Here is a 23,941-nt window from a genome sequence, read left to right as displayed (position 1 = left end):
TTCTGTAGAAATTTCGGGGCTCCGCAAAGTCGCCGCCCCCCTCATGTGGCGAGGATCTCGGCCGCCGTCCGCCGCGCGTCGGGGACCACCCGGGCCAGACCCGTTCCGGAGAACCAGCTGCCCACCACGCTCACCGCCGAGTCGGCCAGCTGCTCGCGCAGTGCGCGGATCCGCCGCGCATGCCCCGCCGAGGCCTGCGGCAGCGCCTTCTCCCAGCGCACCACATCGGCCTCCAGCACCCGGTCCCGCAGGCCGGGCAGCCCGAAGAGTGCCGCGACATCCGCCCGGGCTGCGGCCAGCAGCTGCTCCTCGGGGGAATGCAGCCCCAGCGCAGCAGATCCGGAAACATCGGTGATCCGCCCATAGGAGAGCCGCACCAGGTGACGGCCAGGCCCCAGAGCCTCAGCCACCCAGAACCACTTCGAGGAGACATGGGTCATCGCCTTCGCACCCACCCCCTCCACACCGGGGGCCACCAGCATCCCCGTGCCGCGGGGCCGAGCATCCAGCTCCGGGGCGTCCACCAGCAGAGAGACCAGGGCGACACCACGTCCCCGGCGGGCCGGATCGACCTCCGGAGAGGCGCCGCCGTCATGCAGCCCGGCCTCCTGCTGAGCGGCCGCCTGCGGGGCCACCGGCTCCAGCAGCCGGGCGGCAGTGGGCGCGTCCACCGCCAGTACGACACGGTCCTGCTCCGCCAGCAGCGACGGAAGGTCCGTGACCTGCTCCCCCAGCAGGATCTGCACGCCCAGGGCCCGCAGCTGGGCCTCCAGTGCATGGATCAGCGTGGCGAGCCCGCCGTGCAGCGAGTTCACCGCCGCGCCGGCCGGAGCCTGGGCCTTGATCGCGGCGACCCCGCGGGCCAGGGACCCCTGGCGCAACATCGCCTCGAGGAGCCCCGGGGCGGCGTTGCCGATGTCGAGCTGATCGGGACGGGCCGAATGCACCCCCGAGACGATGGGGGTGACCAGCCGCTCAAGCACTGCCGGACCCATCCGGTCCAGCACCAGCTCCCCCACGGTGACGTCCTCACGTCCCCGCCAGGGCTCCACCGGAGCCTCGAGATCGTCGGCGGCCCGCGCCGCGGCCTCAGCCCCGAGGATTCGCACCACGTCCGCGGCCAGCGGGTCCGCAGGAATGCCCAGGATTCCGGTGGCCGGAAGCGGTGCGGCCAGATCAGGAAGCTGCAGCCAGGCTCCCGCGGCATCGGGGGCGATCACCTTCTCCTGCAGACCCAGCTCCTCCACCAGTCGGGGCACCGCGGTGGAACGGGTGGCGAAGGCCTCCGCGCCGGAGTCCACCTCGACACCGCCCAGCCGGTGCGTGCCGATGGCGCCCCCGAGCCGAGGAGCGGCCTCGTGGAGGGTCACCTCACAGCCGCCGCGTGCGAGGTCCCAGGCGGCCACCAGACCGGCGATGCCTCCGCCGACGACGGCGACCCGCCGGCTCATGGCTGCGCGGGGCCGATCTCGTGGATCAGCGAGACCACCCGGGTCAGGACCTCCGGGTCGGTGTTCGGCGGCACCCCGTGGCCCAGGTTGAGCACATGCCCGGCCGCACCGTTGCCGGCGGCGACGACCTCACGCACATGGGCTTCCAAGACCTCCCAGTCCGCGGTGAGCAGCGCCGGGTCGATGTTCCCCTGCAGCGGAGTCTCGGCCCCGAGACGACGCGTCGCCTCGGCCAGGTTCACCCGGTAGTCGACCCCGACGATGTCGGCCCCGGCCTGCTTCATCAGATCCAGGATCTCGCCGGTGCCAGTGCCGAAGTGCACCAGCGGAGCCCCGAGTCCGGCGACATGGGAGAACGCCGCCGCAGAGTGCTTCTGCACATGGGCGGCATAGTCGTCGCGGCCCAGCGAGCCGGCCCAGGAGTCGAAGAGCTGCGCCGCGGAGGCGCCGGCCATCAGCTGGGCGCGCATGAAACGGCCGGAGACGTCGGCGGCCCAGGAGGCCAGGGCGTCCCAGGTCTCGGGGTCGGCGTGCATCATGGTGCGCGGGCCCAGGTGGTCCCGGGAGGGCCGGCCCTCCACCATGTAGGCCGCCAGGGTGAACGGCGCCCCGGCGAAGCCGATCAGCGGGGTGGAGCCCAGCTGCTCCACGGTCCGGCGCACCGCCTCGGTGATGGGCGCGAAGGCGTCGTCGTCGAGCGTGGGCAGCGCCTCGACGTCGGCGCGGGTGCGCACCGGGCTGCCGAGCACCGGGCCCACGTTGGGGACGATCTCGACATCGATGCCAGCCAGCCGCAGCGGGATGACGATGTCGGAAAAGAAGATCGCTGCGTCGACGTCGTGCCGGCGCACCGGCTGGAGGGTGATCTCCGCCGCCATCTCGGGATCGAGGCAGGCGTCGAGCATGGAGGTGCCCTCGCGCAGCTTCCGATACTCCGGCAGCGAGCGTCCGGCCTGCCGCATGAACCACACCGGGCGACGGGACGGGCGGGCCGGGTTCCCGGCGGCGTCACGGCCGCCGCGGTACTCCACCAGCAGTGGCGAGTCCGTGGTGACGCCGCTGATCAGCGGGTGGTCAGCGGGCAGCGTGGCCGGGGCGGCGCCGGAGTTGCGGCGGGCGTGGGCGCGGCGGACCTCGTCCGTCCGCACCGGTGCGGTCAGCGGCGAGGAGGCGGCCATGCTGGCGAATGTTTCAGATGACATGCCCTCAATTCTGCCTCTTTCTACGACGCGTTGTAGAATTGGACCTGTCGTGACTCTGTTCTCCCTGGTGGCAACTCACGCCGACCTCGATCTCGAGACCGTCGGCATCCTCAGCTCAGGAGCGGCCGAAGTGGCCGGTTCTGTCAATGTGCCTGCCGTGACGCTGGCGACCTGCAACCGTCTGGAGATCTACGCCGAGTCTCCCTCGGACGAACCCGACGCCGTCGAGACCAGCCGCGAGCAGCTCATCGACGCGGTGGCCGAGACCTCCGGCGTCGACCGCCAGACCATCGCCTCCACGTTCCGCACCCTGGTGGAGGACGACGCCGTCAGCCACCTCTTCGAGGTCGGTGCGGGCCTGGACTCCGCCGTCGTCGGCGAGCGGGAGATCGCCGGGCAGGTGCGCAAGTCCCTGGCCGACGCGCAGAACGCCGGGACCGTCTCCGGCACGCTGACCCGCCTGTTCGAGACCGCCACCCGCACCGCCAAGGACGTCGGCACCCGCACCGCCCTGGGATCCCGGGGCCGGTCCATCGTCTCAGTCGCCCTGGACATCGCCGGGGACATGCGCGGTGACGGTGCCTCCTTCTACCGCGGCGCCTCGGTGGTGCTGATCGGCACCGGCGCCTATGCCGGCACCTCCCTGGCTCAGCTGCAGGAGCGCGGCGTGAAGGACATCGCCGTGTTCTCCGGATCCGGACGGGCCGAGCAGTTCGTCGCCGAACGCGGGGCCGCCGCCCGCGCGCTGAGGATGGAGGACCTCTCGGAGGCCTTCGCCGCCGCCGACCTCATCATCGGCTGCTCCGGCGGGAACCGGCAGATCACCGCCCGGGAGATCGAGTCGCTGGCCGGGTTCGGCCCGGACGGCCGAGGCAAGGACCTGACCGTCATCGACCTGGCGCTCTCCCATGACTTCACCCCGGACGTGACCGACCTGCCCGGCGTCGAGCTCATCACCCTGGAATCGGTCAAGATGGCCGCCCCGTCCGAGACCGAGGACTCGCTCGAGCAGGCTCACGAAGTCGTGCAGGCCTCCGTGCAGGAGTACCTCACCGAGCGCCAGCAGCGTACCGCCGACGACGCCATCGTGGCGCTGCGCCGGCACACGCAGTCCGTGCTGGACGGGGAGATGGAGAAGGTCCGGAAGCAGCACGGCTGCACCGCCGCGGCCGAGGAGGTCGAGTTCGCCGTGCGGCGGATCGTCCGCAAGCTGCTGCACACCCCCACTGTCCGTGCCCGGGAGCTGGCCGCCGAAGGCCGCACTGAGGACTACGTCAAGGCCTTGGAGGACGTGTTCGGCCTCGAGGTGGAGCCGCGGGACAGGCCCGAACGCGCCCAGCCGGCCAAGCGCCGTCGTGCCGAGGAGTTCAGCCCCGCCGAGCTGGCGCAGATGGCCAGCCACCTGCAGAAGGTCCCCGACGGCGGCTTCTGCCCGCATCACCGCCCCGGCGAGTTCGCCGTGGAGCGCCTGGAGGTCGCCCAGCGGCTGGCCCAGGCCCAGGCGTCCTGACCGACGCCCGCCCAAGAACAGATTGAGCTGGTGCGTTTCCGCCGGAATGGCCGCTCGAAGCAACCCATTCGGGCGGAAACGCACCAGCTCAACGCCGGGGCCGGACCTGATCAGACGCGGACGGCGCTGCCCTGCCGGGAGACGCCGACCATCTCCTCACGCTCCACGACCTTGACCCGCTCCCGGGTGGAGCCGTCCGGCAGCTCGCCGTACTCCTCCCCCAGCAGGCGCTCATGCGCATCCAGCTGCAGCCAGCCCTCCCAGGAGGTGACCTCCACCCCGCGGGACTCCAGCAGCTCGACGACGTCGGCCTCATCCTCCCCGCGCGCAGCCCGGCCGGGCAATGAGGGCAGGTCCTCCAACAGGCAGCCGATGGTCTCCAGCGCGTCGCCCTTGGTGTGCCCGATGAGCCCGACCGGCCCGCGCTTGATCCATCCGGTGGCGTAGACCCCGGGCAGCGGCGTCCCGTCCTCACCGAGCACGCGCCCGGCCTCATGCGGAATCACACCACGGTCGGCGTCGAAGGGAATGTCCGCCAGCGGGGAGCCGAAGTAGCCCACAGCACGGTAGACCGCCTGCACCGGATACTCCAGGATCTCTCCGGTGCCGCGGACGTTGCCGGTGCCGTCGAGCTCCTGACGCTCCATGCGGATGCCGTCCACCGTCCCGGCCCGCTCGCCCTCGCCGGACACGATCTCCACCGGGGACTGCAGGAAGTGCAGGTGAAGCCGCCTCGAAGCCGGCTGGTGCTCCGGGTCCTCGTCGCGCTCCTCCTGCTCGACCAGCCAGTTGGTGAGCGTGTTGACCATGGTCTTGACCTGGTTGTTCGACTTGATCGCCTCGTCCGAGGCGGCGTCGAACTCGAAATCCTCCGGGTGCAGCACGATGTCCACGTCATGGCTGTGGGCCAGCTCGCGCAGCTCCAGCGGAGTGAATTTCACCTGTGCCGGGCCGCGGCGGCCGAAGACGTGCACATCGGTCACGGGCGAGGACTTCAGCCTCCGGTAGACGTTGTCCGGGATCTCCGTGGTCAGCAGGTCATCGGCATGCTTGGAGAGCACCCGAGCCACGTCGAGCGCCACGTTGCCGTTGCCGATCACCGCGATCTCCTTCGCCTCCAGCGGCCATTCCCGCGGGTAGTCCGGGTGCCCGTCGTACCAGGAGACGAAGTCGGCCGCGCCGAAGGAGCCCTCCAGGTCGATGCCCTCGATGTTCAGCGCGGCGTCGTCGATCGCACCCGTGGCGAAGATGACAGCGTCGTAGTGCCGCTGCAGCTCCTCCAGCGTGATGTCGGTGCCGTAGTCCACGTTCCCGACGAAGCGGATCCCCCCGCGGTCCATCACCTTGTGCAGGGCCTTGATGATCCCCTTGATCCGCGGATGGTCCGGGGCCACCCCGTAGCGGATCAGCCCGAAGGGCGCCGGGTAGCGGTCGAAGAGGTCGATGGCGATCTGCTCGCCATGCTCCGAACGGGCGATGATGTCCGCCGCATAGACGCCGGCCGGGCCGGCGCCGACGACGGCGACACGATGCGTGATGTCAGTGGTCATAGTTCTGTCTGTCCTTCGGTCGTCAGGATGAGGTCACTGCGGCCGCTGTGCGGGCCGTCAGCGGAGTGCCGGTGTCGAGCTCGCGCGGCCAGTCGTCGGCCAGGGTCACCACTGCGCCGACGACGATCACCGCCGGATTGGCCACCTGCCGGCGGGCGGCGACGTCGGCCACCGCGTGCAGCCGGGACAGCGTCACCCGCTGCTCGTCGGTGCCGCCGGACTCGATGATCGCCACCGGAGTGGAAGCGTCATGGCCGTTGACCATCAGATGCGTGGCGGTGCGCCGCAGAGTGGAGACCCCCATGAGGATCACCAGGGTGTGCTGCGCGGAACGCGGGACCACGTCGAGGTCGTCATGACCGGTGATCACGGTGAAGCCGCGGGAGAGTCCGCGGTGGGTCAGCGGGATGCCGGCCTCCGCCGGGACTCCGACCGCCGAGGTGATCCCCGGGACCACCTCCACCTCGATCCCGTAGCGTCGGCAGTGCTCGCGCTCCTCGGAGCCGCGGCCCAGCACATAGGGGTCGCCACCCTTGAGCCGGGCCACCCGCAGTCCGCGGCTCGCCCGGTCCACCAGCAGGTCGTTGATCTCGTCCTGGGTGGCGGTGTGGCAGCCCGGAGCCTTGCCGACGTCGATGACCTCGACGCCCTCGGCCAGCTGGTGAAGCAGCGCCCGGGGGCCGAGCCGGTCGGCGATCACGACGTCGGCGGCGAGCAGCAGCTCATGGCCGCGCTGGGTGATCAGGTCCGCCTGGGCCGGGCCGCCGCCGATCAGGGCGACGTGCCCGGTCCAGGCGAGAGCCGGGGCCCGAGACGCCCCGTCAGGGGTGTGCGTGGTGTGGTTCATCGTTCCAGCAGTCCTCTCGTCGTCAGCAGACGGCGTTCGATCGGGGCGAAGACCAGCAGCTCCACGACCACCCCGACCAGCAGGATGATCAGCACCGCGGTCAGCACCACCGACATGTCGGCGAGCGCTCGTCCCTGGTCCAGCAGCGTGCCCAGCCCGAAGCCCATGGAGCCTCCGGTGGCGATGATCTCGGCGGCCATCAGAGACCGCCAGGAGAAGGCCCAGCCTTGCCGCAGTCCGCCCACGTAGGAGGGCAGGATGGCGGGCAGCAGGATGCGGGTCGTCATCTGCCAGCGGTTCGCCCCCAGCACCCGTCCCACCCGGTGGTGCTGCGGGGGAACCTGCCGGACACCGGCGATGAGGCCGTTGACCACCGAGGGGATGGCCCCCATGAAGATCACGAAGTACACGGTGGCGTCGGTGAGGCCGAACCAGATGACCGCCGCCGGCACCCAGGCCACCGAGGGCAGCACCTGCAGCCCGGAGATCAGCGGCCCGAACGCCTGCCGGAGCAGCCGCACCTGGGCGATGATCAGACCGACCGGAGTCGCGATGAGGATGCTGAGCACGAAGCCGGTCAGCCCGCGCCCCAGTGAGGTGCTCACGGCGTCCCAGAACGCTCCGCTGCGCCACAGCTCCCAGGCAGTGGCGGCGACGTCGACCGGTCCGGGGACCAGGTCGGCGCGGCGATGCCCGGTCATCACGTAGAGCTGCCAGGCGACGATGACCACCGCGAGGGCGGCCACCGGCAGCAGCACCGACTGCGGATCCAGCCGCCGTCGGGCCGCCGGGCTGCTGGTCTCCAGCGCGTCCAGGCCACGGGACACCTCGACGACGTCGGACCCTCCCCTGCCCTGGTGGATCTCCGGCCGATCGCTCGCACCGGTCCCGTCCGGGTCGACCGCAGAGCTCTCCGAGTCTCCTCGTGCGGGGCCGTGGTGGGCGTGCTGCTCAGTTCGCGTGACCACCATGGCGCCCCACCTCGCTTCTCAGCCGCTCGGTGATCTCGTCGACCAGCCCGGCCCGACGGGCACCGTCACGATCCTGCTCGGAGACCTCCCATTCGCCGATGATCCGGCCCGGACGGGAGGACAGCAGCAGCACCCGCTGGCCCAGGTGCACCGCTTCGTCCACCGAGTGGGTGACGAAGACGATGGTGCGCCCGGTGGCGCGCCAGATGCGCAGCAGCTCCTCGTGGAGCAGGGAGCGGGTGATGGCGTCCAGGGCGCCGAAGGGCTCGTCCATCAGCAGCACCGGCCGCTCCTGCGCGAGTGCGCGGGCCAGGGCCACCCGCTGGCGCATGCCCCCGGAGAGCTCATGGGGGCGCCGTCCGGCATGGTCGGAGAGCCGGACGAGGTCCAGCAGCTCGGCCGCGCGCTGCCTGCGCACCTTGCGCTGCCGGATCTGGCAGCGGCCCTCGGCCAGGCGCAGGGCGAGCATGATGTTCTGCTCGGCGGTCAGCCAGGGGAACAGGGAGGCGTCCTGGAACATGAACGCGGCCCCGCCCTCGGTGACTTCGATGGCTCCGCCGGAGGGTCGCTCGAGCTGGGCGATCATGCTCAGCAGGGTCGACTTCCCGCACCCGGAGGCGCCCAGCAGGCAGACGAACTCCCCCTCAGCGATGTCGAAGCTCACCTGGGAGAGCACCTCCGGCCCCTCGGCGAAGGACTTGTCCACGGCGTCGAAGACCACGGCCTCGTTCATCAGTCCTCCTCCTCGGCGCGCGCGGCGCCGCTCGATGCGTCAGGGAGTGCGTCACGGGGTTCCCCGCTCGGTGCGCCGTTCGATCCGCCGCTCGGTGTGCCGTCGGACTCCACCGGTGCCGGCAGCACCAGGCCGCCGACGTCGACGGGGCCTCCGGTGCCGGCGGTCTCGGAGTCCTCCACCAGCTGGGGGAAGGCCTCCTGCAGCGGGTCGGTGGTGAAACTCAGCTGCTCCAGCGAGCGGGTCATCACCGGAGCCGGCAGCTCCAGACCCAGGTCCTCGACCAGCTGTGCGTTGAGCGTGCGGTGCACCTCTGCCTCCTCAGTGTCCTGGAGCCAGGTCACCGCGGCGGCAGTGGCCGTCGCCAGGTCCTTGACGGTCTGCGGGTGCGCCTGGGCGAACTCCTGGTTCACCGCCAGCACCGTGGTGGGGAACTCCCCGCCGTCCCAGAGCTCCCGTTCGTCGACGAGCACCTGCCCTCCGGCCTCCTCCACGAGTCGGGAGGCCCAGGGCTCAGGGACCCAGGCGGCGTCGATCCGTCCCTGTTCGAAGAGCCGCAGCACCTGCGGGTTGTCCGTCGGGGTGATCCCGACGTCGTCGGTCAGCCCCTGCTCAGCCAGCCACACCCGGGCGGCGACGTCCTGGGTGCCTCCCAGCTGCGGGGTGGCCAGGTCTGAGCCGACCAGGTCCTGCGGGCTGTCGATGCCGTCACGGACGACCAGCTGGACGCCGCCGGATGCGGCCCCGGAGGCCACGTAGAGGCTCTCCCCCTCCGACTGGGCGTAGGAGTGGATCGCCGGGGTGGGGCCGATGAACGCGGCGTCCACCGCTCCGGCGGTGAGCGCCTCCACCGCGGCGGGACCTGCGTTGAAGGTCTCCGCCTGGAAGGCCGTGCCGTGCAGGTGCTCGGTGAAGAGACCCTCCTGCAGACCTACCAGGGCAGGGGCATGGGTGACGTTGGGGAAGTATCCCAGTCGCACGGAGTCTGCCCGCTGGTCACCGGCATAGAGTTCCTCAGCGGAGAGGGTGTCCTCGAGCTGCGGCTCCTCCTGCCAGGTCGCACCCAACACCGCCGTGCTGCCCACCAGCAGCGCAGTCCCGGTCGCGACGCCGACGGCGAGCGCCCGCCGCGGCCCGGCGGCACGGGAGACGACCCGTCCGTCGGGAGCAGTGGTCTGCTCAGAGGTGATGCGGACCCGGCCCATGGCTCACTCCGCCAGCCAGGCGTCGTCGTCCTGGTCCTCGGCCTCTGCGGGGACCGGCAGCCGCACCATGCCGGCGGCCAGCGTGTCGCCGCTGTCCGGGTCGATGAGCAGCACCGCACCGGTGCGCTTGGCGGTGGCGTAGTCGTCCACCGGCAGGGCGCGTGCCAGCCGCAGGGTGACGGTGCCGATGTCGTTGAGCACCAGCTGGTCCGTGGGCTGGGCGGTCAGACTGGCCAGGTCGAGCCGGTCGGTCACCTCGCTGACCAGTCCCTTGACCGTCGCGGTGCCGTGCTTGACCAGCACTCGGGCGCCGTCGGTCAGGGCGCCGTCCCCCAGCCAGGCCAGGGAGAGGGTCAGCTCGTCGAGCTCGGTCGCCGGTGACTCCGAGGAGGTCAGCAAGTGGCCGCGAGCGACGTCGAACTGTCCCTGAAGCTCCACCACCACCGATTCCGGAGCCTCGGCCCGGCCGGCGCCGTCGGTCTCCTGGCCGGTCTGCTGGCCGGTCTCCTGGCCGGTCTCCTGGGCGGCTGCCCGGGCCTGCAGCTGGGTCCGGTGCACGGCGGTCACCGAGGTGCGGTGGCCACCGGGCTGGATGAGCACCTCGTCCCCGGCCTCCAACGCGCCGGAGACGATCTGTCCGGCGTAGCCGCGGAAATCCGAGTGCGGACGGATGACGGTCTGCACCGGCAGGCGCAGCGGCTCCGTGCGCCGCCGGGCATGGTCGGCGTCGGGCAGCTGCTCCAGGATCGGCAGCAGCGCCTCGCCCTCGTACCAGGGGGTGTTCGCCGAGGGGGCCACCACGTTGTCCCCGCGCAGCGCGGAGACCGGCACCACGATCGGGTCGGACGCTCCGGAGCTCCCGTGGGAGTCGGACCCGAGTTCGGCGACGATGGCAGCGAGGTCCGCCTCGACCTGCCGGAAGGGCTCCTCCCGGTAGTCGACCGCGTCGATCTTGTTGACCGCGATGATGACATGCTCCACCCGCAGCAGATGCGCCACCGCCAGGTGGCGGCGGGTCTGCTCCACCACGCCGTGGCGGACGTCGACCAGCAGCACCACCGCATCCGCGGTGGAGGTGCCGGTGACCGTGTTGCGGGTGTACTGGACATGCCCGGGGCAGTCGGCGAGCACGAAGCTGCGCCGGTCCGTGGCGAAGTAGCGGTAGGCGACGTCGATGGTGATCCCCTGCTCGCGTTCGGCACGCAGGCCATCGGTGAGCAGGGCGAGGTCGAGCTCCGCGCCGTCGGTGCCGAAACCACGGTCCTTGGAGGAGCGGACGACGGCGTCGAGCTGGTCGGAGAGGATGGCCTGGGCGTCGTGGAGGAGGCGTCCCACCAGGGTGGACTTGCCGTCGTCGACGCTGCCGGCGGTGGCCAGCCGGAACAATGTGGCGGTCATCAGAAGTATCCGTCCTTCTTGCGGTCCTCCATGGCAGCTTCGGAGAGCCGGTCGTCAGCACGGGTCGCCCCGCGCTCGGTGATGGTGGCGGCGGCGACCTCGCGCAGCACCGCAGCGTTGTCCGCAGCCTCCGAGAGCACGGCCCCGGTGCAGGACATGTCCCCCACCGTCCGGTAACGCACCCGCAGCTGCTCGGTCGGCTCGTCACCGGTGGGCCGGCTGTGCGGCCCGACCGCGCGGATCATGCCGTCGCGCTGGAAGACCTCGCGCTCGTGGGCGTAGTACAGCGGGGGCAGCTCGATGTCCTCAGCGGCGATGTAGCGCCACACGTCCAGCTCGGTCCAGTTGCTGATCGGGAAGGCCCGCACATGCTGGCCCGGGCGGTGACGCCCGTTGTAGAGATTCCACAGCTCGGGGCGCTGGCTGCGCGGGTCCCACTGGCCGAACTCGTCGCGCAACGAGAGGATCCGCTCCTTGGCGCGGGCCCGGTCCTCGTCCCGCCGGGCGCCGCCGAAGACAGCGTCGAAGCGGCGCTGCGCAATGGTGCGCAGCAGCGGGACGGTCTGCAGCGGATTGCGGGTTCCGTCGGCACGTTCGGTCAGCTCACCGGAGTCGATGAGCTCTTGGACGCTGCCGACCACCAGCTCCAGACCGAGGCGCTCCACGGTGCGGTCCCGGAAGTCGATGACCTCCTCGAAGTTGTGCCCGGTGTCGATGTGCACCACCGGGAACGGGATCCTCCCCGGCCAGAAGGCCTTCGCGGCCAGGTGCAGCATCACCACCGAGTCCTTGCCTCCGGAGAACAGCATGGCCGGGCGGTCGAACTCGGCGACGACCTCGCGGATGATGTGGATGGACTCGGCCTCCAGTCGGGCCAGTGCTGACTGGCCGGCGAGGTCCACGGCGGCGGCGACGTCGGCGGCCCGCGGGGCGGGCGCGGCGGTGGCGGTGGTCATCTCAGGCTCCTGTGGCAGTGGTGGTGTGGATGCCGCATTCGACCTTCCCGCTGCCGGACCAGCGGCCGGCGCGGGGGTCCTCGCCCTCGGCGACGGGGCGGGTGCAGGGGCGACAGCCGATGGAGGGGTAGCCGTTCTGCAGCAGCAGATTCACCGGCAGAGCGTGGCGGTTCGAGTAGTCGACGAGGTCGTCGAAGCTCCAGGAGGCGACCGGGTTGACCTTGATCAGCCCGTGCAGCTCGTCGAAGGTGACCAGCGGGGTGTCCACCCGCGTGGGAGCCTCGTCCCGACGCACTCCGGTGAACCAGAGCTTGTAGCCGCTCAGCGCCTCGGCGAGCGGCTCCATCTTTCGCATCCGGCAGCAGGCGGCGGGGTCCCGGCCGAACAGGTCCTTGCCGTACTCGGCGTCCTGCTCCGCCACGGTCAGCTTCGGGGTGACGTCGACGACGGTCACGTCCAGCTGGCGGGCGACCTCGTCACGGGCGGCGAGCGTCTCGGTGAAGTGGTAGCCGGTCTCCAGGAACAGCACGTCCACGCCGGGCAGCTGCTCAGCCACCAGGGCAGGCAGCACGGCGTCCGCCATGGAGCAGGCCACCGCGACGTCGGCGGTGTCCACGTTCCGCGCCACCCAGCCGATGACCTGATCGGCGGAGGCCTCCCAGCCGAGCTCCTCGGCCCCGGCGGCCGCCAGGGACCGCAACCGGTCCGCTGTGGTGAAGTCTGTGGTGGTCGTCATGCCGGCTCGACCTCCTTCTTCTGTAGCTCGGACTCGTCGACGCGGTGGCTCCACTGGGCGAAGGTCTCGCCGGACTGGCGTCCGGCCAGGTAGCGGCGCACGAGCAGCTCCACATAGTCGACGAGCTCCTCAGCAGTGACCTTCAGCCCGCGCACAGTGCGCCCGAGACCGGCCTCGTCACGGTCGACGAAGGTGAGCCCCCCGCCGAGGTGGACCTGGAAGCCGGGGCTCTTGCCGCCGTCGCCGTCCGGCAGCAGCTGGCCTTTGAGTCCGATGTCCGCCGTCTGGATCCGGGCGCAGGAGTTGGGGCAGCCGTTGATGTGCAGGCTCAGCCGGACCGGCATCTGATCGGCGACGTCGGCCAGGCGCTCCTCCAGCGCATCGATGGTCCGTGCCGCCGTGGTCTTGGTCTCCACGATGGCCAGCTTGCAGAACTCGATGCCGGTGCAGGCGATGGTGGAGCGGCGGAAGACGCTGGGCCGCGGATCCAGCCCCAGCTCCGCCAGACCGGCGGAGACGGCCTCGATCTCCTGTTCGGCGATGTCGAGGACCACCAGCTTCTGGTGCGGGGTGGTGCGCAGCCGGTGGGAGCCGTGACGTTCCAGCAGGTCGGCCAGCTCGATGAGCAGCGTGCCGGAGACCCGTCCCACGGTGGGGGTGACGCCGATGTAGTACCGGCCGTCCTTCTGCCGGTGGACGCCCACATGGTCCCCGGGGGTGTCCGGTGCGGCGGGCGGCGGACCGTCGGTGAGCCGCCGTCCGAGGTACTCGTCCTCGAGGATCTGACGGAACTTCGACGGCCCCCATTCGGCCAGCAGGAACTTCAGCCGGGCCTTGTTGCGCAGACGCCGGAAGCCGTAGTCACGGAACGTCTGGGTCACCGCGTGCCAGACCTCAGCGGCCTCCTCCTCGCGGACGAAGACCCCCAGCCGTTCGGCCAGCCGCGCATTGGTGGAGAGCCCTCCGCCGACCCACAGGTCATAGCCGGGGCCGTGCTCCGGGTGGAGCACCCCGACCAGGGAGAAGTCGTTGATCTCATGGACCACGTCCTGAGAGGGATGCCCGGTGATCGCGGACTTGTATTTCCGCGGCAGGTTCGCCAGCTCCGGGTCACCGATGTAGCGCCGGACGATCTCGGCGATCACCGGAGTGGGGTCGATGATCTCGTCCGCGGCGATGCCGGCCACCGGCGAGCCCAGGATCACGCGGGGGGTGTCTCCACAGGCCTCAGTGGTGCCCAGACCGACCGCCTCGAGGCGGCGCCAGATCTCCGGGACGTCCTCCACGGCCACCCAGTGCAGCTGGACGTTCTGCCGGTCGGTGACGTCCGCGGTGTCCCGGGCGAAGTCCCGGGAGATCTCGCCGATGACGCGCAGCTGCTCGGTGGTGAGGGCCCCGCCGTCGATCCGGACCCGCAGCATGAAGTACTTGTCGTCGACCTCCTCGGGCGGCAGGGAGTTGTGGGCCCCTGCCGGCACTCCGGGCCGCCGCTGGGTGTAGAGGCCCCACCAGCGGAATCGGCCGCGCAGGTCATCGGGGTCGATGGAGTCGAAGCCCTGCTTCGAATAGATCTGCTCGATCCGCTCGCGGACGTTCAGACCGTTGTCCGCCTGTTTGAACTCTTCGTTGTGGTTCAGCGGATCGGTGCCGTCGATCTTCCACTGTCCGTTCGGGCGCTTCGCGGGCCGTCGGGTGGGCGCGGCAGACACGTCAGTGCTCATGCTCCTCCATCGCTTCTGGCGTGAGCACCCGGCTCTCCCGGGTTGCTGCGGCGTCGTGGAGCCAGATCTCTCGGCCGCTCTGGATGGTCGGTGGTGTGAGCACCACGCTACTGCACGTCGCCGCACAGACGAAGATTCGACGTCACATGCCGTCATCTATGTTCATGTGTTCACCCCGCATGCGCAGTGCTCGCAAGCGGGTGCTCAGGTGTCGTCGAGCCCTTTCTCCTTCAGCCAGTCGGCGGCGACCTCCGCAGCAGGAGCCTGGTCATCCACGCTGGCCGCGTTGAGCCCATTGAGCTCCTCCTGGCTCAGCTCCGCGGTGACCGCCTCGATCAGTGCCGACGCCTCCGCGTCCACGGACTCGGAGACGAGCGGGACGATGTTCTGCGGCAGGACCAGCTCCTCCGGGTCCTCCAACCTCACCAGGTCATGGGCCTCGATAGCAGGGTCGGCGCTGTAGATGTCGGCGACCTGCACGTCACCGTCCAGCAGCGCGCGCACCGTCAGCGGCCCGCCGGAGTCCTCCACCGGCACCAGGGTGATCTCCACCCCGTAGACCTCCTGCAGCCCCTGCGGCCCATACGGACGGGTCTCGAACTCGGAGTTCGCCGCGATGCTGAGCTCCTCGTCGACGTCGGCGAGGTCGCCCACGCTGCTCAGCCCGCGCTCCTGGGCGAACTCCCCGGTGACCACGAAGCTGTCCTGATCGGTGGCCTCAGCCGGTGACAACGCGGAGATGCCCTCCGGCAGGCTGTCCTCCAGTCCGGCGAGGACGCTCTCGAGGTCCGACGCCTCAGACTCCGGGTCCACATACTGCAGCAGGTTCCCGGCATACTCCGGAAAGACGTCGATCTCCCCGGACTCCAGCTCCGGCATGTAGACCTCACGCTGACCAATGTCGAACTGCCGGTCCACCTCGTGGCCGGCCGCCTCCAGACGCTGGGCATAGAGCTCGGCGATGATTGTGTTGGAGTAGTACTGCTGGGATCCGACGACGATCGCACCGCCCTCGCCGCCCTCACCGTCACCCCCGCCCTCGGCCAGCGGATCCTCGGCGCCGCAGGCGGTCAGCCCGAGCGCGGCCAGACCGAGCAGCGTGACAGGCCCGCGCCCGCGCACGGCGAGACGGCTGACGGATCTCTTGACGGGGTGGGGCACGGGGCTCACATCCTCTCCTGAGGCTCAGACGATCCCGGGGATCCTCCTGAGCATCCGCTGGGCGATGACGAACACGGCGTCGGCCAGGACTGCCACGGTGATGACCATGAACGACGCTCCCAGCATCATGGCATAGTCATGGTTGCGCAGGCCCAGGAACAGCGGCCGACCCAGTCCCCCGGCACCCACATAGGCTGCCAGCGTGGCCGTGGCGATGACCTGGAGCGTCGCCAGGCGGATGCCGCCGAGGATCAGTCGCAGTCCCAGCGGCACCTCCACTGTGGTCAGCACCTGCCACGGGCTCAGCCCCTGGGCACGGGCCGCGTCCACCACCCGGCGGTCCACCGCCTCCACTCCCGCGTACGCGCCGGCGATGATCGACGGCACAGCCAGCACCACGAAGGCGATCATCGGCGCGGTGAGCCCGATGCCCACCGCCAAGGCGGTCAGGGTGATCAGCCCCAGCGTGGGCAGCGCCCGAGCGGCACCGGTGGACAGCACCGCCACCGCACGGCCTCGCCCCGTGTGCCCGATGATCAGCCCGATCGGCAGGGCCACCAGCACCGAAATCCCGACCGCCAGCACCGTGTACCAGAGGTGCTCGGCGATGCGCACTCCGAGCCCTCCCGGACCGGCCCAGTTCTCTATGCTGAGCACCCACTGGAGGGCGTCGACGAGCGGAGTCATCCCGTCGCCCCGGCCCGCCGGTGCTGCCAGGGCATGGCCAGCCGACCCAGCGCCACCAGCAGCAGGTCCACCACGACGGCGAGCACCACCGTCATCACGATGCCCGCCACGATCGAGGGCACGATGCCGCGCTGGAAGCCGTCGGTGAACAGCGAGCCGAGGCTGGTGACCCCCAGCACCGCGGAGACGCTGACCATGCTCAGCGTGCTCACCGAGACGACTCGCAGCCCGGCGAGCAGGGCCGGGCCGGCCAGCGGCAGCTCGACGGTGAGGAACGCGCCCATCCGGGAATGTCCGACCGCAGTGGCGGCCAGTCGGACATCATCCGAGACGGCGGCGAAGGCGTCCGCAGCTGATCGGACCATCAGCGCCAGGCCGAAGAGGGTCAGGGCGACGACCACGTTCAGCGTGTCCCGGACTCCGGTGCCGATCAGGATCGGCAGCACGATGAACAGGGGAAGCGACGGGATCGCATAGAGCAGACCGACCGAACCCAGCACGGGTTCACGCAGGCGACCGAGCCGGTCAGCGAGTCGGCCCACCGGCAGCGCGACCAGGAAGGCCGCCGCCACGGCCGGGAGGCCGAGCAGCAGGTGATCTGCCGTCAGACTCAGGATGCGAGGCAGATTCGCCAGGATCCACTCCATCAGAAGTCCCCGGGCCCGCGCTCCCGGCCCTCTGCCCCCGCAGCTCCTTCAATCAGTCCGATCGGCCGCCCGGAGCTGTCGATGACGGTCCAGCCCCCACCGACCCGTGGGGAGATCTGCAGTCGGCGCCGTCCCTCCTGGAGGCCCAGGAAGCGTGAGACGAAGTCGTCAGCGGGGTTCTCGACCAGCTCGCGGGGCGTGCCGGCCTGGGCCACCTCTCCTCCGGCCCGGAGCACCACGATCTGGTCCCCCAGGGTGAGCGCCTCCTCGATGTCGTGGGTGACGAAGATGATGGTCTTGCGCAGCTCCCCCTGCAGCTTCTTCAGCTGGACCTGCAGCTCCAGCCGGACCAGCGGGTCCACGGCTCCGAAAGGTTCGTCCATGAGCAGGATGTTCGGATCGTCGGCCAACGCCCGGGCCACACCGACCCGCTGCTGCTGGCCGCCGGAGAGCTGGGCCGGATAACGGGTCCCCAGCTCCGGCGAGAGATCCACCATCTCCATGAGGGACCGCGCCCGGCCCTGCGCCTCAGACCGGGAGACACCGTTGAGACGCGGCACAGTGGTGATGTTGTCGAGCACCCGACGGTGCGGCATCAGCCCGGAGTGCTGCATGACATAGCCGATGCTGCGACGCAGCTGCACCGGCCGACGCGAGGCGATGTCCGCCCCGTCGATCCGCACGGCACCGGAGGAGGGCTCGACCATCCGGTTGACCATGCGCAGCAATGTCGTCTTCCCACATCCGGAGGAGCCCAGCAGCACGGACGTGGTGCGGGAGGGCACCGTCAGGGTGACGTCACGCACCGCCGTGGTGCCGTCCGGGTAGGTCTTGGTGACCTGGTCGAACTCGATCATCCGGTGTGGCCCGTCCGCTCGCCCGGGACCCGGACGCAGTCGGAGGCTGTCGGCTCCGGGCCCGGCCGATGCACCTGAGCGTGTTCACCGAGCCGAGCGGTCATCACGTCCACGGCCCCGGCCGAGGAGTCGATGCAGACGAACCTGCGGCCGGTCTCCACGGCGGCGGCCCCCAGGGTGCCGGAGCCGGCGAAGAAGTCCAGCACCCAGTCCCCGGGGCGGGAGGACGCCTGCACCATGCGACGGACGAGCCCGACCGGCTTCTGGGTGGGGTAGCCGGTCTTCTCCCGGCCGGTGGGTGAGACGATGGTGTGCCACCAGACGTCGGTGGGCAGCTTGCCCCGGGCGGCCTTCTCCGGGGTCACGAGCCCAGGGGCCATGTAGGGTTCCCGGTCGACCTCGGCAGAGTCGAAGTGGTACTTCGCGGGGTCCTTCACATAGACCAGGATCGTCTCGTGCTTAGTCGGCCAGCGCTTCCGCGTGCGGGCTCCATAGTCATAGGCCCAGACGATCTCGTTGAGGAAGCAGTCCCGTCCGAAGATCGCATCGCACATGACCTTCGCGTAGTGGACCTCGCGATAGTCCAGGTGCAGGTAGAGGGTGCCGGTCTCGTCCAGGAGCCGCCAGGCCTCGAGGAGGCGTGGCTCGAGGAACTCCCAATAGTCCGGGAAGGAGTCGTCATACTGGGCGAGCAGCTCCCGGAAGGTGTCATAGCTGCGTCCGGCGAAGCCGACCCGCCCGCCGGCGCCGTCCTGCCGACGGACGGTGGTGGTGCGGACCGACTGCTGGGCCCGGCCGGTGTTGAACGGCGGGTCCAGGTAGATCATCGCGAAGGCCCCGTCGGGGAACCGCCGCAGGTGCTCGAGGTTCTCCCCCTGAAGCACCAGCGACGGCCCCTCCACGTCGAAGACGGTCATCCTCGGGTCCTCGCGGGTCCGGGTGAGGCTCAGTCGCCGGAGGACGAGTTTGAGCCGGAGCCGGTGCGCCGACGGCGCCGACGCTTACGCTGACCGCCGGATCCGCCCTCACCCTGGGCCGAGGAGGACGAGCCGCTCTGCTTCTCCCCGGACTGCTGGCGCTCCCCGTCGGAGGACGACCGACGGGTGCGGCCGCGTCCCCCGCGAGAACCGCCTCGGGACCCGCTGTCGCGGGAGCCTCGACCCTCGCGGGACCCTGCCTCCCGAGAACCTCCACGGCCCGTGCCCGACGACGTGCCGCCGAGGTCCTCGAGCGTCTCGTCGTCCAGATTCGTCTTGGAGCGCTTGTGCCGCGGCAGCCGCCCCTTGGTGCCCTTGGGAATGTCCAGGTCGGTGAACAGATGCGGCGAGGAGGAGTACGTCTCCACCGGCTCATCGATCCCGAGGTCCAGCGCGCGGTTGATCAGCTTCCAGCGCGGGACGTCCTCCCAGTCCACGAAGGTCACCGCGGTGCCCTTCTGCCCGGCACGGCCGGTGCGGCCGATTCGGTGCAGGTAGGTCTTCTCGTCATCGGGAGCGTTGAGGTTGATGACATGGGTGACGTCGGTGACGTCGATGCCGCGGGCGGCGACGTCAGTGGCGACCAGCACGTCGATCTTCTCGTTGCGGAACGCCCGCAGCGCCTGCTCACGGGCCCCCTGGCCGAGGTCGCCGTGGATGGCGCCGGCGGCGAATCCGCGGGAGATCATCTCCGTGGAGAGCTTGTCGGCCTGCCGCTTGGTCCGGGTGAAGATGATGGTCCGTCCCCGGCCCTCGGCCTGCAGGATGCGCGCGACGACCTCGTCCTTGTCCAGATGGTGGGCGCGGTAGACGACCTGCCGGATGTCCTTCTTGGTGACGCCTTCGTCCGTGGGGTCGGCGGCACTGATGTGCGTCGGCTTGGTCATGTAACGGCGGGCCATGCTGACGACCGGCCCCGGCATCGTGGCCGAGAAGAGCATGGTCTGACGCACCTCGGGCAGAGCACCGAGGATCGTCTCGACGTCAGGCAGGAAGCCCAGGTCCAGCATCTCATCGGCCTCGTCGAGCACCACGATCCTGACGTTCTTCAGCTTCAGGTGCCGCTGGCGGTGGAGGTCGATGAGCCGGCCCGGCGTGCCGACGACGATCTCGACGCCCCGCTCGAGCTCCTCGATCTGCGGCTCGTAGGCCCGACCGCCGTAGATGGTGGCCACCCGGGCGCCACGTCGGGCACCGGCGACCGTGATGTCAGAGGCGACCTGCACGGCCAGCTCGCGGGTGGGGGCGACGATCAGCGCCTGCGGCGCACCCGGGGCGGGCAGCTCGTCGAACCCGGGATCCTGCGGCACGGTCACCCGCTGCAGGGCCGGGATGCCGAAGCCGAGGGTCTTGCCCGTTCCGGTCTTGGCCTGCCCGATGATGTCGTAGCCGCCGAGGGCGATCGGCAGAGTCTCGGCCTGGATGGGGAACGGTGTGATGATCCCCTTCTGGGCCAGCGCCTCGACGATCTCCGGGCGGACGTCGAAGTCGGCGAAGGTCACCGTGGGCTCGGCGGACTCGCCGCCGGTGCCCTGCTCGTGACCCTCGGCCGATTCAGCAGTCTGTTCAGTCATAGGTTCTTTCATTCGGCGACTGCGGCGAAGCCCACAGTCTGTTTGGTGTCGGAGCCGATCTCCACATATCCGATGCTGGCGACCGGCACCACGATCTTCTTCTCACGACGATCCGTGAGGGTCAGCAGCGGCTTGGCGTTCTCCACCGCGTCAGCCACCGTCTTCTCGACGTCCTCCGCTGAGGCGTCGGTCTCGATGACGATCTCGCGGGAGACGTTCTGGACTCCGATTCGAACTTCCATGCCACTCCTTCGGCTCGGCGCGATCTGTGCCGATCCGATACTACCTACTGTGCCGACGTGCCGGCGTCGGTCTCCTTGGGGAAGCCGGAGATTCCGCGCCAAGCCAAACGAGAGGTCAGCTGGGCCGAGACGTCCAGATCCGGGCGCTCCGAGAGCCTGCTCCAATGGCGGGCCGCCGAGGTGATCAGTCCCAGGAGCCCGTGCCCCAGCAACGTGGACTCGGCCATCGGCTGTCCGGTGTCATCGGCGATGACCTCGGCGATGGCGTGGGCCACGTTCTCGTAGAACCTCTCCATGCGTGATTCCACCGCCTCGTCATTGTCCATCCCTGAGGTGAAGAGCAGCCGATAGGCCTCGTCTTTCCGGGAGATGAACTCGTAGAAGGCGGTGGTCGTGGCCGAGACCCGTTCCTTGTTGTCCTCCGTGGAGGCCAGCGCCAGCGTGACCATCTGCTCCAGCTGTCCCAGATGGGTGTCCAGCAGGTCCAGGAACAGCTCATGCTTGCCCGGGAAATGCTGGTAGAGCACCGGTTTGGAGACCTGGGCCACATCGGCGATGTCATCCATCGAGGCGGCGTGATAGCCCTTGGCCACGAAAACCTGCAACGCACAGTCCAGCAGCTGCCGCCGCCGCTGCTCGCGCGGCATCCGCTTGGCGCGCGGGGAGGCCGCCGGCCCGGAGATGGTCTCGTCCTGTGTCATGGACACCCAGTGTACGGAACCGCACCGACCACGGCCTGCAGGCGCCGCCATGTCCGCCACTGAGACTTCCTCCGCGTCAGAGCCCGGGCATCCGCCCATAGGCCGGCGAGCCGCTGGCTCGGTCGAGCAGCTCGGCGACCGTGTCCAGGGAGGTCGTGTTCTCACCGATGAGGTTCGGCTTGCCGGCACCGTGGTAGTCCGAGGATCCGGTGGTCAGCAGATCGTGGCGGCGAGCCAGCCGCAGCAGGGTCCGTCGCCCGGACTCCGGGTTGTCCCGATGCCAGACCTCCACTCCCCCGAGCCCGGCGTCGATCATCTCCTCCATCTGCTCCATGGAGACGGTCCGTCCGCGGCTGGCCGCCATGGAGTGGGCGATCACCGGGACCCCGCCGGCGTCGCGGACCAGCCGGATCGCCGTCGTCGGGTGCATGTTCTCCTGGCTGACGTAGTAGGGAGACCCTCGGTAGAGCAGCCGGTCGAAGGCCTCCTGCCGGTTCGCCACGGCACCGACGGCGACCAGCGCGTCAGCGAGGTGCGGCCGCCCCACAGTGGCACCGTCAGCAACCCGCTCCACCACGTCATCCCAGGTCAGCGGGAAGTCGCAGCTCAGCCTCTCGGCCATGCGCCGGGCCCGGACCACGCGCCCTGAGCGGGCTTCGCGGATGGCGCGGGCCAGGCCCTCATGGTGGGGGTCATGGAGGTAGCTGAGCATGTGGACGCTGACGCGGTCGTCGGTCAGCGTGGTGATCTCCATGCCGGGGATCAGCAGGATCTCATGGTCCTGGGCCGCGCGCATCGCCTCCGACCAGCCGGTGGTGGTGTCGTGGTCGGTCAGGGCCAGGCCGTCGAGACCTGCCCGCTTGGCGGTGGCCACGACGTCCGCCGGCGACTGCGTCCCGTCGGAGCAGTACGAATGCGTGTGGAGATCGACGCCCATGGACTCACTGTAACCGTCATTCCCTGGGAGCCGCCTCCCGAAAGTGCAAGACTGGTGCCCATGCTCAGTTCGCAGAATCATCCCTCCTCATCCGAGATCACGTCCGAGACCACAGCCGAGGACGTGTCGACGGCGGCGGGCGACACCGACGCCCAGCCGCTCCAGGACCGCGGATCGAACCGATCCCAGCGCCCCACCTCTGACGCGTTCCGGCAGTTCATGGCCTCCTCCTGGGCCCCCGCCGAGACGGTGGAGCACCCCCGCGACGACGTGGCCGACCATGCGGCCCGACGCCGCAGGCAGGCCTCCGAGGCCTTCCCCGGCGAACGCCTGGTCGTGCCGGCGGGCCCGCTGAAGGTCCGCTCCAACGACACCGACTATCGATTCCGTCCCCATTCGGCCTTCGCCCACCTGACCGGCTTGGGCGTCGACCATGAGCCGGACGCCACCCTGGTCTTCGAGCCGGTGGACGAAGGGACCGGCGACGACGGCGGCCACCATGAGTGCACCCTCTACTTCAAGCCCATGGCCGGCCGGGACACCGAAGAGTTCTACGCCGACGCCCGCCATGGGGAGTTCTGGATCGGCCCTCGCCCCGGACTGGAGGAGTTCCGCCAGCGGCTGGGGATCCGCACCGCGGACCTCGCGGAGCTGGAGGTCGGGGTGACCAAGAACGCCGGCGCCGTCGAGATCGGCGGCACCCGGATCCGTCTGCTGCGCGAGGTGGACCTCAACGTGGACGCCCTGGTGGACACCTCCCGCATCAACACGGGAGTGGACCTGGAGGCCTCAGACTCGCTCGATGCCGAGCTGGCCGAGACGCTCTCCGCGCTGCGCCTGGTCAAGGACGGCTGGGAGGTGGAGCAGCTGCGCACCTCCGTGGCCTCCACCATCGCCGGATTCCACGACGTCGTCGCGGCTCTGCCCCGCGCGGTGGGCCACTCCCGCGGCGAACGGGTGGTCGAGGGGGCGTTCTTCGCCCGAGCCCGCCTCGAAGGCAATGACCTGGGGTACGACACCATCGCAGCCAGCGGGAACAACGCCACCGTGCTGCACTGGATCCGCAACACCGGCGACGTCCGTGAGGGCGATCTGCTGCTGCTGGATGCCGGCGTCGAGGCCGACTCCCTCTACACCGCCGACATCACCCGCACTCTGCCGGTCAGCGGCAGCTTCAGCGACGTGCAGCGCCGGGTCTACGAGGCGGTCCTTGCCGCCGCTGACGCCGCCTTCGACGTGGTCAGGCCCGGTATCCGCTTCCGGGAGATCCACCAGGCCGCCGTGCGGGTGCTCGCCGAGCATCTGGACTCCTGGGGACTTCTGCCGGTCGGCCTCGAGGAGGCGCTCTCGGACGACGGCCAGCACCACCGGCGGTGGATGCCGCACGGCACCTCCCACCACCTGGGCCTGGACGTCCATGACTGCGCCCAGGCCAAGCGGGAGCTCTACCTGGACGGCGTGCTTGAGGAGGGCATGGTGTTCACCATCGAGCCCGGCCTGTACTTCAAGGCGGAGGACCTCGCCGTGCCGGAGGAGTACCGCGGCATCGGTGTGCGGATCGAGGACGACGTCCTGGTCACCGCCGAGGGCGCGGAGAACCTCTCCGCCGCGCTCCCCCGGACCGCCGACGACGTCGAATCCTGGATGCGCGGGATCTGGGAGGGCTGAGCCCCTTCGATCGGGGAGGGCTGAGCCCCTTCTGGGGCGCCACCACCCGGTGGCGCCCGTCTGATCCATCCAGAGGTCACTCTCCGGCACGTCTCACCATGCTGACGCGCGTCCCGCGGACCCAGGTGCGCCGGAAGATGACTCCTCGATCGACAGCGCGGTCCCACCGGCACGACATGCCCGTGAGCAGGGCCGAAGCGCTGTGAGACA

General features: G+C 70.2%; 22 protein-coding genes and 1 riboswitch. Of the genes, 2 read left to right on the top strand and 20 right to left on the bottom strand.

Features of this window, described 5'->3' with window-relative positions; translation table 11 throughout:
- Positions 1–41: 41 nt before the first annotated feature.
- Positions 42–1,451: a protoporphyrinogen oxidase gene (gene hemG, locus ACYVKI_RS01990; protein WP_460688668.1), complete on the bottom strand. Its 1,410-nt coding sequence runs from the start codon at positions 1,449–1,451 to the stop codon at positions 42–44.
- Entirely contained in the window at positions 1,448–2,653 is a 1,206-nt protein-coding gene (hemE, locus tag ACYVKI_RS01985) for a uroporphyrinogen decarboxylase (protein ID WP_460688667.1), read from the bottom strand. The genes hemG and hemE overlap by 4 nt, the downstream gene beginning before the upstream one ends.
- A 49-nt stretch (positions 2,654–2,702) precedes the next feature.
- Between hemE and ACYVKI_RS01980 the strand changes: the two genes are divergently transcribed.
- Entirely contained in the window at positions 2,703–4,163 is a 1,461-nt protein-coding gene (locus ACYVKI_RS01980; protein ID WP_460688666.1) for a glutamyl-tRNA reductase, read from the top strand.
- Between the two features lie 110 nt (positions 4,164–4,273).
- Here ACYVKI_RS01980 and ACYVKI_RS01975 read toward each other — a convergent pair whose 3' ends face one another.
- From ACYVKI_RS01975 to ACYVKI_RS01890, 18 genes are all read right to left on the bottom strand, one after another.
- A complete protein-coding gene (locus ACYVKI_RS01975; RefSeq protein WP_460688665.1) occupies positions 4,274–5,713 on the bottom strand; it encodes an FAD-dependent oxidoreductase in 1,440 nt (479 codons plus the stop codon).
- A 22-nt stretch (positions 5,714–5,735) separates the two neighbouring features.
- Entirely contained in the window at positions 5,736–6,560 is an 825-nt protein-coding gene (gene cobA, locus ACYVKI_RS01970) for a uroporphyrinogen-III C-methyltransferase (RefSeq protein ID WP_460688664.1), read from the bottom strand.
- The gene (locus ACYVKI_RS01965; protein ID WP_460688663.1) at positions 6,557–7,531 is read right to left on the bottom strand and encodes an ABC transporter permease; all 975 of its coding nucleotides are present in this window, start codon (positions 7,529–7,531) and stop codon (positions 6,557–6,559) included. Before ACYVKI_RS01965 ends, cobA begins: the two co-directional genes overlap by 4 nt.
- Complete coding sequence (locus ACYVKI_RS01960; protein WP_460688662.1) at positions 7,512–8,264, bottom strand: ABC transporter ATP-binding protein; 753 nt, start codon at positions 8,262–8,264, stop codon at positions 7,512–7,514. Before ACYVKI_RS01960 ends, ACYVKI_RS01965 begins: the two co-directional genes overlap by 20 nt.
- Complete coding sequence (locus ACYVKI_RS01955; RefSeq protein WP_460688661.1) at positions 8,264–9,469, bottom strand: ABC transporter substrate-binding protein; 1,206 nt, start codon at positions 9,467–9,469, stop codon at positions 8,264–8,266. The genes ACYVKI_RS01960 and ACYVKI_RS01955 overlap by 1 nt, the downstream gene beginning before the upstream one ends.
- Positions 9,470–9,472: 3 nt before the next feature.
- Complete coding sequence (locus tag ACYVKI_RS01950) at positions 9,473–10,867, bottom strand: sulfate adenylyltransferase subunit 1 (RefSeq protein WP_460688660.1); 1,395 nt, start codon at positions 10,865–10,867, stop codon at positions 9,473–9,475.
- Positions 10,867–11,823, bottom strand: a complete 957-nt coding sequence (gene cysD, locus ACYVKI_RS01945) for a sulfate adenylyltransferase subunit CysD (RefSeq protein WP_460688659.1) — start codon at positions 11,821–11,823, stop codon at positions 10,867–10,869. Before cysD ends, ACYVKI_RS01950 begins: the two co-directional genes overlap by 1 nt.
- 1 nt (position 11,824) lies before the next feature.
- A complete protein-coding gene (locus ACYVKI_RS01940; RefSeq protein ID WP_460688658.1) occupies positions 11,825–12,559 on the bottom strand; it encodes a phosphoadenylyl-sulfate reductase in 735 nt (244 codons plus the stop codon).
- Positions 12,556–14,280: a nitrite/sulfite reductase gene (locus ACYVKI_RS01935; protein ID WP_460688657.1), complete on the bottom strand. Its 1,725-nt coding sequence runs from the start codon at positions 14,278–14,280 to the stop codon at positions 12,556–12,558. Before ACYVKI_RS01935 ends, ACYVKI_RS01940 begins: the two co-directional genes overlap by 4 nt.
- 3 nt (positions 14,281–14,283) lie before the next feature.
- A riboswitch (SAM riboswitch) is annotated at positions 14,284–14,370 on the bottom strand.
- 114 nt (positions 14,371–14,484) lie between these two features.
- A complete protein-coding gene (locus ACYVKI_RS01930; protein WP_460688656.1) occupies positions 14,485–15,441 on the bottom strand; it encodes an ABC transporter substrate-binding protein in 957 nt (318 codons plus the stop codon).
- Positions 15,442–15,465: 24 nt separating this feature from the next.
- Positions 15,466–16,128, bottom strand: coding sequence for an ABC transporter permease (locus ACYVKI_RS01925; RefSeq protein WP_460688655.1), 663 nt, complete (start codon positions 16,126–16,128; stop codon positions 15,466–15,468).
- The gene (locus tag ACYVKI_RS01920; protein ID WP_460688654.1) at positions 16,125–16,775 is read right to left on the bottom strand and encodes an ABC transporter permease; all 651 of its coding nucleotides are present in this window, start codon (positions 16,773–16,775) and stop codon (positions 16,125–16,127) included. The genes ACYVKI_RS01925 and ACYVKI_RS01920 overlap by 4 nt, the downstream gene beginning before the upstream one ends.
- Positions 16,775–17,632, bottom strand: a complete 858-nt coding sequence (locus ACYVKI_RS01915; RefSeq protein ID WP_460688653.1) for an ABC transporter ATP-binding protein — start codon at positions 17,630–17,632, stop codon at positions 16,775–16,777. The genes ACYVKI_RS01920 and ACYVKI_RS01915 overlap by 1 nt, the downstream gene beginning before the upstream one ends.
- A complete protein-coding gene (locus ACYVKI_RS01910) occupies positions 17,629–18,549 on the bottom strand; it encodes a DNA-methyltransferase (protein ID WP_460688652.1) in 921 nt (306 codons plus the stop codon). Before ACYVKI_RS01910 ends, ACYVKI_RS01915 begins: the two co-directional genes overlap by 4 nt.
- A gap of 29 nt (positions 18,550–18,578) precedes the next feature.
- The gene (locus tag ACYVKI_RS01905; RefSeq protein WP_460688651.1) at positions 18,579–20,183 is read right to left on the bottom strand and encodes a DEAD/DEAH box helicase; all 1,605 of its coding nucleotides are present in this window, start codon (positions 20,181–20,183) and stop codon (positions 18,579–18,581) included.
- A gap of 8 nt (positions 20,184–20,191) precedes the next feature.
- On the bottom strand, positions 20,192–20,425 hold the full coding sequence (locus ACYVKI_RS01900) for a DUF3107 domain-containing protein (protein WP_070160761.1): 234 nt from the start codon (positions 20,423–20,425) through the stop codon (positions 20,192–20,194).
- A gap of 44 nt (positions 20,426–20,469) precedes the next feature.
- Entirely contained in the window at positions 20,470–21,126 is a 657-nt protein-coding gene (locus ACYVKI_RS01895; protein ID WP_460688650.1) for a TetR/AcrR family transcriptional regulator, read from the bottom strand.
- Positions 21,127–21,202: 76 nt separating this feature from the next.
- A complete protein-coding gene (locus ACYVKI_RS01890) occupies positions 21,203–22,063 on the bottom strand; it encodes a PHP domain-containing protein (protein WP_460688649.1) in 861 nt (286 codons plus the stop codon).
- 60 nt (positions 22,064–22,123) lie between these two features.
- On the opposite strand from ACYVKI_RS01890, the gene ACYVKI_RS01885 reads away from it, so the two are divergent.
- Positions 22,124–23,731 carry an aminopeptidase P family protein gene (locus ACYVKI_RS01885; protein ID WP_460688648.1) on the top strand — a complete coding sequence of 536 codons (1,608 nt, stop codon included), beginning with the start codon at positions 22,124–22,126 and terminating at the stop codon, positions 23,729–23,731.
- Positions 23,732–23,941: the final 210 nt, after the last annotated feature.

This window comes from Nesterenkonia suensis (assembly GCF_054782935.1).
This window is presented reverse-complemented; position numbering and strand designations above follow the sequence as displayed.